At 72.4% G+C, this 13044-nt stretch carries 13 protein-coding genes and 1 tRNA gene; 10 read left to right on the forward strand and 4 right to left on the reverse strand.

The window, feature by feature from the left end; all coding sequences use genetic code 11:
* Window positions 1-3: 3 nt before the first annotated feature.
* From CCE01nite_RS09770 to CCE01nite_RS09790, 5 genes are all read left to right on the forward strand, one after another.
* Complete coding sequence (locus CCE01nite_RS09770; protein ID WP_141372257.1) at window positions 4-1239, forward strand: toxic anion resistance protein; 1236 nt, start codon at window positions 4-6, stop codon at window positions 1237-1239.
* A 27-nt stretch (window positions 1240-1266) separates the two neighbouring features.
* A complete protein-coding gene (locus CCE01nite_RS09775; protein ID WP_141372258.1) occupies window positions 1267-1773 on the forward strand; it encodes a hypothetical protein in 507 nt (168 codons plus the stop codon).
* Window positions 1773-2339 (forward strand): TerD family protein, encoded by a 567-nt coding sequence (locus tag CCE01nite_RS09780; protein WP_141372259.1) that lies wholly within the window; start codon window positions 1773-1775, stop codon window positions 2337-2339. Before CCE01nite_RS09775 ends, CCE01nite_RS09780 begins: the two co-directional genes overlap by 1 nt.
* Window positions 2340-3034: 695 nt before the next feature.
* Window positions 3035-3574, forward strand: a complete 540-nt coding sequence (locus CCE01nite_RS09785) for a hypothetical protein (RefSeq protein WP_141372260.1) — start codon at window positions 3035-3037, stop codon at window positions 3572-3574.
* A gap of 227 nt (window positions 3575-3801) precedes the next feature.
* Entirely contained in the window at window positions 3802-4398 is a 597-nt protein-coding gene (locus CCE01nite_RS09790) for a TerD family protein (RefSeq protein WP_174774688.1), read from the forward strand.
* 76 nt (window positions 4399-4474) lie between these two features.
* Here CCE01nite_RS09790 and CCE01nite_RS09795 read toward each other — a convergent pair whose 3' ends face one another.
* Complete coding sequence (locus CCE01nite_RS09795; protein ID WP_141372261.1) at window positions 4475-5023, reverse strand: hypothetical protein; 549 nt, start codon at window positions 5021-5023, stop codon at window positions 4475-4477.
* 382 nt (window positions 5024-5405) lie between these two features.
* On the opposite strand from CCE01nite_RS09795, the gene tmk reads away from it, so the two are divergent.
* The 4 genes from tmk (at window position 5406) to CCE01nite_RS09815 (ending at window position 9095) form a co-directional block, all read left to right on the forward strand.
* Window positions 5406-6044 carry a dTMP kinase gene (gene tmk / locus CCE01nite_RS09800; protein ID WP_246056421.1) on the forward strand — a complete coding sequence of 213 codons (639 nt, stop codon included), beginning with the start codon at window positions 5406-5408 and terminating at the stop codon, window positions 6042-6044.
* Window positions 6041-7177 carry a DNA polymerase III subunit delta' gene (locus tag CCE01nite_RS09805; protein ID WP_141372263.1) on the forward strand — a complete coding sequence of 379 codons (1137 nt, stop codon included), beginning with the start codon at window positions 6041-6043 and terminating at the stop codon, window positions 7175-7177. Before tmk ends, CCE01nite_RS09805 begins: the two co-directional genes overlap by 4 nt.
* Window positions 7178-7255: 78 nt before the next feature.
* A complete protein-coding gene (locus CCE01nite_RS09810) occupies window positions 7256-8872 on the forward strand; it encodes an alpha/beta hydrolase (protein ID WP_307722737.1) in 1617 nt (538 codons plus the stop codon).
* A gap of 147 nt (window positions 8873-9019) precedes the next feature.
* Window positions 9020-9095: transfer RNA gene (locus CCE01nite_RS09815), tRNA-Thr, on the forward strand.
* Between the two features lie 71 nt (window positions 9096-9166).
* On the opposite strand, the gene CCE01nite_RS09820 is transcribed toward CCE01nite_RS09815, so the two are convergent.
* Both CCE01nite_RS09820 and CCE01nite_RS09825 read right to left on the reverse strand, forming a co-directional pair.
* Window positions 9167-9670, reverse strand: coding sequence for a nucleoside deaminase (locus tag CCE01nite_RS09820; RefSeq protein ID WP_034634653.1), 504 nt, complete (start codon window positions 9668-9670; stop codon window positions 9167-9169).
* Window positions 9671-10017: 347 nt separating this feature from the next.
* Window positions 10018-11274, reverse strand: coding sequence for a hypothetical protein (locus CCE01nite_RS09825; RefSeq protein ID WP_141372264.1), 1257 nt, complete (start codon window positions 11272-11274; stop codon window positions 10018-10020).
* Window positions 11275-11386: 112 nt separating this feature from the next.
* On the opposite strand from CCE01nite_RS09825, the gene CCE01nite_RS09830 reads away from it, so the two are divergent.
* On the forward strand, window positions 11387-11866 hold the full coding sequence (locus CCE01nite_RS09830) for a hypothetical protein (RefSeq protein WP_141372265.1): 480 nt from the start codon (window positions 11387-11389) through the stop codon (window positions 11864-11866).
* A 589-nt stretch (window positions 11867-12455) separates the two neighbouring features.
* Here CCE01nite_RS09830 and CCE01nite_RS09835 read toward each other — a convergent pair.
* Window positions 12456-12911, reverse strand: a complete 456-nt coding sequence (locus tag CCE01nite_RS09835) for a GNAT family N-acetyltransferase (protein ID WP_034634660.1) — start codon at window positions 12909-12911, stop codon at window positions 12456-12458.
* Window positions 12912-13044: the final 133 nt, after the last annotated feature.

Here is a 13044-nt window from a genome sequence, read left to right on the forward strand (position 1 = left end):
CCGATGTCCGAGCTCGACCTGGGTTCCACCGCGACGCCCGGCCCGGTGCCCGCCGCCCCCACGTCCGGTGCGCTCGTGCTCACGCCCCCCGCGCCGGTCGTCGTCGTCGAGAAGGAGCAGGCCGCGGGCGCCGTCCCGGTCGACTCCGCGAAGCAGGTCGAGCTGCGCCAGAAGGCCGACGCCTTCGTGGCCGAGCTCGTCGCGCTCGACACGCGGTCGCCCGAGTTCACGCAGAAGGTCGCGTCGATCACGTCGATGGGCGAGCAGGACATGCGCGCCGCGGCCGCGGTGTCGAGCCGCATGCTCGACCGGCCCGCCGCGGCGATGGGCAAGGCGAAGGGCGGCTCCACGGCGGGCAGCGGCGACGCGCAGGTCCGCGTCGCCACGACCATCGCCCAGCTCCGGCAGACCGTGACCGAGCTCGACCCGCACCGCGCCGACCTCACGGGCGTCAAGAAGGCCCTGCGCTGGCTCCCGGGCGGCTCGAAGATCGACAGCTACTTCCAGCGGTACCAGTCCGCGCAGCAGCACCTCGACGCGATCATCAAGTCGCTCAACTCGGGCCAGGACGACCTCCGCAAGGACAACGCGGCGATCGAGACCGAGAAGGCCAACATGTGGGCCACGATGGGCCGGCTCGCCGAGTACAACGAGCTCGCGGGGGCGCTCGACGCCGCGCTCGTCGACAAGATCGCGCAGCTCGAGGCCGCCGGGCGCCAGCAGGACGCCGACACCGTGCGGGCCGACGCGCTGTTCCCGGTGCGCCAGCGCCGCCAGGACCTCATGACGCAGATGGCCGTCAACGTCCAGGGCTACATGGCGCTCGACCTCGTCCGGAAGAACAACATCGAGCTCATCAAGGGCGTCGACCGCGCGCAGACCACGACCATCGCGGCGCTGCGCACGGCCGTCATCGTGTCCCAGGCGCTCTCGCGGCAGAAGCTCGTGCTCGACCAGATCACCGCGCTCAACACCGTGACGTCGAACCTCATCGAGCAGACCTCCGAGCAGCTGCGCACGCAGGGCGCCCAGATCACCCAGCAGGCCGCGGAGTCGACGATCGACGTGCAGAAGCTGCAGGTGGCGTTCGACAACGTGTTCGCGACGATGGACGCGCTCGACACGTTCCGCGCGCAGGCCGTCGACAGCATGGCGCAGACCGTCACCGCCCTCGAGGGGCAGATCCAGCGCGCCCAGCCGTACCTCGCGCGGACCCGGCAGGGCGAGATCACGTCCTGACGTCCGGACCCGAGGAGGAGCCCGACCGTGAGGTGGTTCAGGCGGTTCACGGACGCCCGTGAGGACGCCGTCGTCCCGCCGCTGCCGCTGCCGCCCGCCGACGACCCCGCGGACAGCGCCGAGCAGCTCCTCGCGGGCGTCGCCGGGCTCGAGCGGCTCGTCAACCGCAGCGCCGGACGGCTGCCGGCCGCGGCCGTCGCGAACGCCCGGCGGATCACCGACGTGCTGCGGGCCGTCGTCGGGCAGGCGCAGACCCGGCCGCTCGACGTCTACGCCACGATGTCGGTCCGCGGCACGGTCGAGGACTACCTGCCGACGACGATCCGGACCTACCTCGCCGTCGACGCGCGGCTCCTCGACACCCCGCGCGGCGCTGGCCACACGCCCACGCAGTCGCTCATGATGCAGCTCGACGCGCTCCTGCAGTCGGCGACCGCGACCCTGCACGCGACCCAGAACCAGGACGCAGACGCACTGATGACGCAAGGCAACTTCCTCCGCACGCGGTTCTCCGGCTCGGACCTGGACCTGTGATGGCGGCACGGCCCATGGCGCGGGGCTCGAACGTCGAGCTGACCCGCGAGATCCCGTCGCTGACCGGGGTGGTGCTCGGCGTGCGGTTCGCGTCCTCCGAATCCGTGCTGATGGACAACCTCGTCGTCGCGACCCTGCTGTGCGACGCGCGCAGCCGCGTGCTCTCGGACCGGCACGTCGTGTTCTTCAACCAGCTCGTCGAGCCGGACCTGTCGGTCGCGCAGCTCGAGCGGGTCGTCGGGACCGACACCGAGCAGGTCGAGGTCGACCTCGCGGGCGTCCCCGCCGACGTCGCGCGCATCGTCGTGGTCGCCTACATCAACGAGGCGCTCGGGCAGCGGCGCACCCTCGGGCAGCTGCGGGAGGCGTCCGTGCGCGTGCTCGACCTGCGCGACAGCTCCGAGCTCGTGCGCTCCGAGAACCTCGCGCCGTCGCTGCGCGCCGAGACCGGCCTCGTGCTCGGCGAGCTCTACCGGCACACGACCGGCTGGAAGTTCAAGGTCGTCGGGCAGGGGTACGCGAACGGCTTCGAGGGCATGGCGGCCGACTACGGCGTGCCGCTGTGACGTCGCCCCGGTCGGCCCAGTCGCGCTACCCGAGCACGGAGGTGCGGGAGGACCTGCCGTGGCTGCGGCGGCGGACGCTGCGGACGCGGGTCGAGGCCGCGGCGGCGGCCGGGGGCGCGTCGGGGGGATTGACTGGGTCGACCGCCGGGGCGGGCTCGGGCGGCGCGCCGCCGCAACCGGCCACAGCCCCCCAGCCGAGCCCGACGGCGCCCGTGACGTCGTCCCTCGACCTCGGCTCTCCGGCGGCTGGGTCGGCGTCGCTCGACCTGGGCTCTCCGGCGGCGGGGTCGACGTCGCTCGATCTCGGCTCCCCGGCGGCGGGGTCGTCGTCCCTCGACCTCGGCACTCCGGCGGCGGGGTCGACGTCACTCGATCTCGGCTCCCCGGCGGCCGGGTCGACGTCCCTCGACCTGACACCCGCGCGGGCGCCCACCGCGCCCACCGCGCCTCCCGCATCCGTCCGGTCCGCCGCGTCGGCCCCGGCGCGGACATCGCTCCGCCCGCCGCCCGCTCCGGCCGTCCCGCCCGCACCGTCCCCGACCCGGGGCCCGAGCACGACGACGTCGCTCGACCTCGCCGCGTCGCCCGCCCCGGCCGCGCCGGGGCGCCGCGCCCGGTCGGCGCCCCCGTCCGCCGCCGCCGGGGACCTCGTGCTCGCGTTCACGCCGCCGCGCGTCCACGCCGGGTCGCCCGTCGTGCTCGGACCGACGGAGCCCGTCGTCGCGCTCACGGCGCTGCAGTCGGGCGTCGGCGGCCTGACCGTCGAGGCGGCGTGCTCGGACGCGGTCGGCGACCTGCGGCTCGCGTGCGCGTACCGGCTCGTCGGCGCCCGGCCCTCGCTCGTCGCGCACAGCCGAGAGATCCCCGTCGCGGGGCTGCACGCCCGCCGGCCCGTGATCGTGTCGTCGCGCGAGCGGTTCGAGCAGCTCGTCGTGGACCTGCGGCAGGTCCGGTCGCTCGAGCGGCTCGTCGTGCTCGCGTACTCCGAGTCCGGCGCGGCGCTCGACTGGGGTGGCACGCTCGTCGTGCACGGGTTCGGCGGGCTGCGCGTCGAGGCACCGCTGCGGCACGGGCGGTCGGCGGGCGTGCTCGTCGCGCTGTCGGTGCTGCGCGTCGGCGGGGAGCTCGTGCTGCGCGCCGAGGACGAGCTCGTCGAGGGCACGCTGCGCGACGCGTGCACGGCGCACGGGTTCGACGAGATCACCTGGGTCGACACCCGGACCCCGCTCGTGTGAGCGGGCCGGTGCCGAGGACCTGAGCGACACCCGATCAGCAGGACCGAGCAGCACGACCAGCCGGCGGTCCGCCGGCACACCGAGGAGGTCAGCATGGGAATCGACTACAACAAGCGTCCGGGGCAGCCCGAGCCCGCACCCGAGAGCGCCGGGCAGCCGGGCGCCACGCCGTCGGACGCCGCGCCGTCTCGCTGAGCAAGGTCACGCTGACGAAGGCGGCGCCGTCGGTGTCGCTGACCAAGCGCGGCGGCGCGAGCGGGATCCTGCGCGTCAACCTCAACTGGAACGCGCGCCCCGCGGGTGCGCCGCAGGGCGGCGGCGGGTTCCTCAAGCGCCTCACGGGCGGTGGCGGCGGCGGGTCGATCGACCTGGACCTCGCGGCGCTGTACGAGTACACGGACGGGTCCAAGGGCGTCGTCCAGGCGCTCGGCAACGCGTTCCGCGACACCCGCCGCGGCGAGGCGATCACGTGGCTCGACGGCGACGACCGCAGCGGCACGAACTCGGGCGGCGAGAACCTGTTCGTGAACCTGGCGCACGTGAGCGAGATCCGCCGGATCCTCGTCTTCGCGTTCATCTACCAGGGGGTGCCGAACTGGGCGGCCGCCGACGGCGTCGTCACGCTCTACCCCGCGTCCGGCCCGGAGATCGAGGTCCGGCTCGACGAGCACGACCCGCGCTCGCCCATGTGCGCGATCGCGATGATCGAGAACACGGGCGGCGAGCTGTCCGTGAACCGCGAGGTCCGCTACATCCAGGGCAGCCAGGCCGAGCTCGACCGGCAGTACGGCTGGGGCATGAACTGGACGGCTGGGCGGAAGTAGTCGGTCCACGGGGACGACGACGACCCCCGCCACGGAGCACGTGCTCCGTGGCGGGGGCCCTCGTCCTGAGGGGCTGTCAGGCGGGCGTCCCGGGGTCGCTCATCGGGGTGTCTGCGCGCTCGAGCACGACGCCGGGAACGGCCGCCTCGATCGCGCGGCGCGCGTCGTCGCTGAAGGCGGGGAAGCCGTCGCCGACCCGGTAGTGCACGACGGCGGCATCGCGTGCGCGCGCACCTTCGACACGTCCGTCGCTCAGCTCGACGTCGGCGACTCGGCACGACAGGACCCAGTAGCGGTGCTCTGCGTCGTCGGTCTCGACGACCACCGGTAGCCAGTCGTGGTGGGACGCCGGGGCCTCGACGCCCTCGACCGCCGTGCGCACGGCGTCGGCGTAGACGAGCACCTCCGCCTCCTCGACGTACAGAACGGCGGGAGGGGGCGACTGCTCCGCGCGCACGCGCAGCGGTGTCCAGTCGGCGACCTCCTCGCTCGTGTGCGCGGCGGCCCACGCCGCCTCGAGCAGGTCCGCGTCCTCCGCCTCGTCAGGGTCGGCCATCGAGGCGCCGCCGATGCTGCCGAGCGCCACCTCCCAGAGCGTGACGTCGTCGTCTCGGGTGCTGTCCATGGGTCTCCTTCGCCGGGTCGCCCACGGGATCGGCAGGCGCTCACGCCACCTTGAGCCCCGACGGGGTGCCGCTCGCGGAGCTTCGGCTCGCCGTTCCCACCCCCCATTGATGGCCGAGGCTGCCGGCGCTGTCGTGGGAGGCGGAGCGGCTCGACGTCGTCGTCGTGGCGTCGGTCCTGCGGGCTACCCTGACGCCGTGACTGCGAGCGACGCCCAGCCCCAGAGCCGAGCCGCTCAGCGCACCCCGGCCGACGGTCCGCGCGGTGACGCCACGGCGCCGGTTGCGAACGGGGCCACGGGAGCCAGCGAGGCGACGGCATCCGCCTCGTCCGTCGCGCACGCAGGCGACCCGGCGGCCACACGGTCCGCTCCCGGCCTCTTCGTGTCGTTCGAGGGCGGCGACGGCGCGGGCAAGTCGACCCAGGCGCGCGCGCTCGCGGACCGGCTGCGTGCGCTCGGGCGGGAGGTCGTGCTCACCCGCGAGCCGGGCGGGACCCCGCTCGGTGTCGAGCTGCGCCAGGCGCTGCTGCACGGCGACCACGTCGACCCGCGCGCCGAGGTGCTGCTCTACGCCGCCGACCGCGCGCACCACGTCGCCTCGCTGGTCCGCCCGGCGCTCGAGCGCGGTGCCGTCGTCATCACGGACCGCTACCTCGACTCGTCGGTCGCGTACCAGGGCTCGGGCCGCGACCTGGGGGCCGACGAGGTCGAACGCATCTCGTTGTGGGCCACCGGCGGGCTGCTGCCGGCCGTGACGGTGCTGCTCGACCTCGACCCCGACGTCGGCCGCACCCGGCTGACCGGGGACCCGGACCGGCTCGAGCGGGCCGGCGATGACTTCCACCGCCGCACGCGCGCCGCGTTCCTGGCGCGCGCCGAGCAGGACCCGGGGCGGTGGCTCGTGCTCGACGCGACGCTGCCGGTCGACGAGCTCGCGGCGCACGTGTTCGCGCGGGTCGCCGCGGCGGGCGGGTTCGCCGACGCCGTCCCGAGTGCTTCCTCCGGGGCGGGCGCGGCATGAGCGTCTGGGACGACGTCGTCGGGCAGGAGCCCGCCGTCGCCGAGCTGCGGGGCGCGGCGCTCGACCCGAGCCGCATGACGCACGCGTGGCTGCTCACCGGGCCGCCGGGCTCGGGCCGGTCCAACGCGGCCCGCGCGTTCGCGGCGGCGCTGCAGTGCCTCGAGGGCGGCTGCGGCCACTGCCACGCGTGCACGACCGTCCTGCACGGCACCCACCCGGACGTGACGCTCGTCGCGACCGAGGGCGTCTTCATCCGCGTCGACACCGCCCGGCCGCTCGTCGAGCTCGCGCAGCGGTCCCCCTCGGAGGGCCGCTGGCGCGTCATCGTCGTCGAGGACGCGGACCGGCTCAACGAGACGAGCGGCAACGTGCTGCTCAAGGCCATCGAGGAGCCGCCGCCGCGCACGGTGTGGCTGCTGTGCGCGCCGAGCCCGCAGGACGTCCTCGTGACGCTGCGCTCGCGCAGCCGCTCGGTCCCGCTGCGCGTCCCGCCCGTCGAGGCCGTCGCCGAGCTGCTCGTGCGGCGCGACGGCGTCGACCCGCACGTCGCCGCGGTCGCCGCCCGGGCCGCCCAGAGCCACATCGGCATCGCCCGCCGGCTCGCGCGCGACCCCGAGGCGCGGGCGCGCCGGGCCAAGGTGCTCTCGCTCGCGCCGCGCGTGCGCGGGGTCGGCGACGCGGTGCTGGCCGCGGGGGAGCTCGTCGAGACCGCGCAGGCCGACGCCAAGGCCGCGACCGAGGAGCGCGACGCGAGCGAGCGCACGGCGCTGCTGCGCTCGCTCGGCGCGGAGGGCGCGGCGACGATCCCGCCGGCGCTGCGCGCCCAGGTCCGCCAGCTCGAGGAGGACCAGAAGCGCCGCGCGACCCGAGCCCAGCGCGACGTGCTGGACCGCGCGATGGTCGACCTGCTGTCCCTGTACCGGGACGTGCTCGTGATCCAGCTCGGCGCGGCCGTCGAGCTCGTCAACGTCGAGCACGAGGAGACCGTGCGGACGCTCGCGGAGAGCAGCACGCCCGAGCAGACGCTGCGCCGGATGGACGCCGTCGGGGTCGCCCGGACGCGGCTCGCGGGCAACGTCGCACCGCTGCTCGCGGTCGAGGCGATGGCGATCGCGCTCCGGCCGCAGGGCTGAGCCCCCGCGCGCCTGAGGGCGGCCCGTTGCGCCGACCGGGCGACGAGCCGGCCCCCGCATCCCGCTTAGGCTGGGGTGGTGCCCCTCGCCCCACGTGACGTCCGCCGTGCCGCCGAGCAGCCCCTGGCCGCGGTGACGCCCGCCCCGCTGCGCCCCGTCTCCCGCGCCGGCCGCCCGCTGATGCGTGCCGCCGGACTGCTCGCCGTGGGCGCGCTCGTGCTCGCCGGGTGCTCGAGCCCCAAGAACCAGGTCACCGTCGACCCGAGCGCCCCGGCGTCGGCCGGCGAGGGCGTCGCCCCCGAGCTGGCCGAGTTCTACGAGCAGCAGCCCGAGTGGACCGCGTGCGGCGACCTCGAGTGCACGACCGTCGTCGTGCCCATCGACTGGGAGGAGCCGGGCGGCGGCTCGATCGAGCTCGCCGTGAACCGGTCGCGCGCGACCGGGGGCGACCGGATCGGCTCGCTGCTGACGAACCCGGGCGGCCCGGGGGCGTCGGGCACCGAGGCGCTCGAGACCGTCGTCATCCAGCGCATGGGGGCCGGGGTCAAGGAGCGCTACGACCTCGTCGGCTTCGACCCGCGCGGCGTCGGGAAGTCCCACCCGGTCGAGTGCGTCGACGGCGCCGAGATGGACGAGCTCGTCGCGTTCGACGCGGACTACTCGACGCCCGAGGGCCTCGAGGACGTCGAGGCCCGCTACGGCGAGTTCGCGGCCGGCTGCCTCGAGCGCACCGGCGAGGTGCTCGAGCACATCGACACGGTGAGCGCGGCCCGCGACCTCGACGTGCTGCGCGCGGTGCTCGGCGACGAGCAGCTCCACTACCTCGGCTTCTCCTACGGCACGGCGCTCGGCGCGACGTACGCCTCGCTATTCCCGGAGCGCGTCGGACGGCTCGTGCTCGACGGCGCGCTCGACCCGACCCTCGACTCCGACGCGATCGCCGCGGGCCAGGCGGCCGGCTTCGAGTCGGCCCTGCGCGCGTACGTGACCGACTGCCAGGCCGGCAAGAGCTGCCCGCTCGAGGGCACGGTCGACGAGGGGCTGGCCGCCGTCGCGGACCTGCTCGAGGACGCGCGCCGCAACCCGCTCGAGACGACCGACCCCGAGCGGCCGCTCACGGCCAGCCTCGCGTTCGCGGGCATCGCCCAGACGCTCTACGCCAACACGCTGTGGCCCTACCTGACCGAGGGCCTGACCGGCGCGATCCAGCAGCGCGACGGCTCACGGCTCCTGCAGTTCGCGGACCTGTACTACGACCGCGACCCCGACGGCACGTACGGGAGCAACACGACCGAGGCGTTCTGGGCGATCGGCTGCGCGGACGACCGGGCGACGACCGACCCCGACGAGATGCGGGCCTCCGCGGAGCGCATGGTCGAGGCCGCGCCGACGATCGGGCGGTTCTTCGGGTACGGCGGCGTCGTCTGCGCCCGCTGGCCGGTCCCGGAGGCCGGCGGGCTCGACTCGTACACCGCCGAGGGCGCCGCGCCGATCGTTGTGATCGGGACGACGAACGACCCCGCGACGCCCTACGTGTGGGCGGAGTCGCTGTCCGACGTCCTCTCCTCGGCGGTGCTCCTCACGTTCGAGGGGGAGGGGCACACCGCGTACGGGCGATCCAACGAGTGCATCACGGGCGCGGTCGACGCGTACCTGCTCGAGGGCACCGTGCCCGAGGACGGGACGCGCTGCTGACCGTGCCGGCAGGCCTGCGCATCGCGCTGGCCTGCGACGACGGGTCCGGCGGGCGCTCGTTTTGAAACCCGGGCCGCACGCCAGGTAGAGTGGCGCAGCCCGCTCGGCTCGTCCGCGCGGTGCGTGCACGACAGCAGGACCAGCAGTGCCGCCTTAGCTCAGTCGGTAGAGCGTCTCACTCGTAATGAGAAGGTCAACAGTTCGATTCTGTTAGGCGGCTCCACACCGGACGGCCCTCGACCCGCACTCGCGGGGCGGGGGCCGTTCGCATGCTCCCGCTGCCGTCGAGCCGGGTCAAGACGCGGCCTGCCGCTCGGCGTGCTGCCGGTGGAGGTCGCGCAGCTTGTCGGCGAGCTCGGTTGCCGGTCCGGCGACGGGCACGCCGGGGGCCACGGTGGTGATAGGCAGCGCCGCGACCGGGGACGGCGGTAGCCCCCAGCCCTGCCGCCACTCGGTGAGCTGGCCAATCGAGCCCGCGTACACGATGCGCCCGAGCCCGACCCAGGCATGGCCGGCCGCGCACATCGGGCAGTGCTCTCCCGAGGTGTAGACCGTGCACGTTGGCCGCAACTCGGCCGGGACATGCGCCGCCGCCCACTGCGCGAGCGCGAGCTCCGGGTGGCGGGTCTGGTCGCCGCCCGCGGTGCGGTTGCGGTCCTCGTGCAGCACGGCGCCCGCAGCGTCGACCAGGACCGACCCGAAGGGCTCGTCGCCGTCGGCCAGCGCCTCGCGGGCGAGCTCGACGCAGCGACGCAGGTGCGCGAGGTCCTGGGGACTCAGCGCCGTCGACGTGTCCATGCCTGCACCCTAGGTCGCCGGGGCGCTTTGGGCAGGTGCCGTCAGGACCAGCCCGAGATCGCGACCCTTGTCGGGCGGCGGTCGATCTACATGAAGCGCCCGCCCGCATCGAGCACCCCGAACTCAGGTTCTCAACGCTGCTGCTCATGAGCCGAGTGCGAGCTAGGGTGACGGAGAGGCAGGGCCGTGGCGTCGGCGCCCACCGCTGTGCTTCGACCGCCGCGACGTGTTTGCGCGGACTGGGCAGCGGTCAACGTCTGACAATTGACCAGAAGCCAATCACGGCGTCGCACGGCGACCAGGCCGCCTTGATTGCGCCAGCGTACGCCGATCGAAGGTGCGCTGAATCAGGTGTCGCCGGAGTCCTCCGTAGTGGGCCCGATAAGGGCTTCCGCCCGTCCGAGCCACACTCTTACTCGGTCATGGCGTGACAGCTTAGTGCAGTACTCGGCGGCGACCTTCGCTAGATCCACACGAACGTCAAGGGTGTCGCATACTTCCCACGACCCGCTCGCGTCACGCCGCCAGATCACCGCTGGCTGAGGTCCACCCTCGAGTCCGGAAGCCCAGTGCCGTTCCGTGGCAAAGAGCAAGTGTGCCATGTCGGCGGAGCCGTCGCCGCAACACATACGGTTATACAGGAGGAGCGATCGGACCGAAAACGACTGCTCATCGGCCTGGAGGAAGTAGCGGTCTGCACGGGCAGGGTCAACCGGAAGCAGGCAGAAACCGAGATTGTTGAGAGCGCGCGCATCCGTCGGGCGCCTCGTCAGTAAGAACTCGAACAGAGCTGCGGCCTCCGCGTGCCGGCCATCGCCGAGGTATCGCCGCGCCTGCCTGTGCACGCCTGTCAGCAGGCGGTACCAGTCCTCGTCGTCTCCCGGCCGGGCGGTATGCCGAACTGCCCGGTCGGCTACCTCCCTCGCTATAGTGTCGACTTCGTGCAGCCGTGCATCGAGCAGGGCGGCTGGCATGGCAGCAGCCTCGCCGTGTGCGACGTACTGGTACTCCTTGTGCAGCGCCTCAGTCGACCAGCCGGAGAGGTCCTTTTCGGTATTCCGCTGCACCAGCCACTGGTAGGTGGCGAAGAGGGCACTCGCCTGCTCGGCCTGCCCGACAACGGCCGCCATCTCCTCGGGGCGAGGTGGGACCAGGCTGACAAGTTCCTCAAAGGGTGCGGTAGCGATCCACGAGTGGAGCATCGTCGGTGCAGCGCGGAGCGACGCCGCAACGTGCGGGTACTGGCGCGAGTCGAAGCCGCTACCGCGCTCCGCCACGGCAGGACGAGATCGCTCCGTCACGCCAAGTGCGGCGCGCCAGCCGTCGACCTCTAGGGCAAGTCTCGCGGGCGAGGCGTTGCCTCGAGCCTCAAGCATCAACGCCACGGCGACTGTGCCCAGTACTGGGCCGGCGAACTGTTCGGCGAGGCCGTATCGGATCAGCGCCTGCCCATCCACCCCCATCCCTTCGAACACTCTGACCGCGGAGCGGGTCGACCGTAGTCTCGCCTCCCGCTCGTCAGGCGTGAACGTGGGTCGTCCAAGCAGGTCAACGAGGAGAGTCAGTAGTCGTTGTGCTGTCGGAGGCTCTCCAGATGCCTGCATGCCTCGATGGTACGTGCGGGTGACGACGTGCAAGCTGGTCTAGACGCTGTGGTGGTAGTCACCTACGATCTTGCCTACGATCGTGCATACGATCCTATCCAAGGGTGGACCGGTGAACCTCATCTTCCAAGCCAGCGATCTCGCAGGCACCAAGCGCCGCGAGTTCTTAGACGCCGCTCGAGAAGGGCGTGCTCACATCAGAGACACCGACGGTACTGACCTCGTAACTCTGCGCGCCCATGAACTCGGCGTACTTGACGACCTTGCGTACTGGTCCAACCAGCAGCGGAGACTCGCGCTCCTGCTCGGGCGCGCCGAGATTCCCTCCGTAGTCGACCTTGGCGACCTCGCATGGCTGCGCGTATTTGACGCGGAAGACATGCGCGCATTCGTTGATGAACTGCAGAACTGCCTTATTGCTGCCTTCGCGGACAATGACTCGGCGCTCATCCATGAGGCAGTCAAAGCCTGGCGCGTAACTGCGCAGCAAGCAGAGGATCCTCTTCGTCGCGCAGTTCTTACGGGCAGGCACGACCCATCGGACTTTCGCGAAGGTGGCGAAAGTTTGTTGCATCAAGAGGACGGTAGCTGAGGTTGCCGGCAGGAGGGGCCTATCATCCGCTGTGGCCCGGGAAGCGGCCGGGCGGCCGGCCGGCCGTTGCCCCGGTCTACCGTGTTCTGGTGCATCGCCAGTACTTTGATCGATGGCTCGAGATGCCCGAGCGTGTCTCGGTGGAAAAGGCGCAGCAGTTATGGGATCATCTCGCTCACAACCCAGGCGGCCCTCCGCCAATCGGCTCGACATGCATTCTCCGAGGGAAGCTAGGGAACCCGCAGGGTGAGGGGTGGTCTAGAACCATCCATTACGAGGTGTCTGGAGCCGGGCGAGTGAACTATCAATACGCCGATGCTTACCGGGCATCTCGAGATGGAGACCTTCACCGCGTAGTTGCGATCTTGACCATCGACTACTCAAGTCACTGAGCACGTCAGTATCCGGCTCTTCCATGGCCGCAGGATTCGAGCGCCTTCGATCGTAAGACGGCTTTACTTCTAACTCGTTTGGACGCAGGCCCGTCAAAAAATAGCTCAAGAGGTTGTCGCTAGACCGTCGCGCGAGAAGCGCATAGATGTCCTTCGCGTCTCGAGGCTGTCGCCAGGTGGCGCGGCTGATGGTGTCGTCAGGACAACCCGAGGATCGCCGCGCGCGTCGGGCGGCGGTCGATCTCCATGAAGCGTCCGCCCGCGTCGAGCACCGTGAACCCGGAGCGCGCGTAGACGTCCTGGGCGTCGCGCGTGGCGAGCAGGATCCGGGGCACGCCAGCCTCGGTCAGGTCCTCGACGATGCTGTCGACGAGCCACGTCCCGAGCCCGCGGCCGCGGTGCGCCTCGTCGACGAACACGTCGCAGACCCAGGCGAACGTCGCCCCGTCGGTCACGGCCCGGGCGAAGGCGACCTGCGTCCGGTCGAGGTGGACGGCGTACGGCCGTGAGCCGGCGATCGAGCGCTCGATCGCGTCGCGTTCGCGCCCCGTCGCCCAGTACGACTCGACCGAGAGCCAGCGGTGCACGCGGTCCAGGTCGAGACGCTCCGCGTCCTGCGTCAGCACGAAGCCGTCACGCTGCCTGTCGCCCATGGGTCCTCCTCGGTGTCGAGCGCCACATGGTGTCAGAGGGTGCCGGGGGCCTGGCCAGCGGTTTCACACACCGTGCGGGCAGCGCGCGCGAGTGGCGGCGCAGCCTCGCGTGGCGGGGAGAGGCAGTGACGGC

This window comes from Cellulomonas cellasea (assembly GCF_006538745.1).
Classification (GTDB): Bacteria; Actinomycetota; Actinomycetes; order Actinomycetales; family Cellulomonadaceae; genus Cellulomonas_A; species Cellulomonas_A cellasea.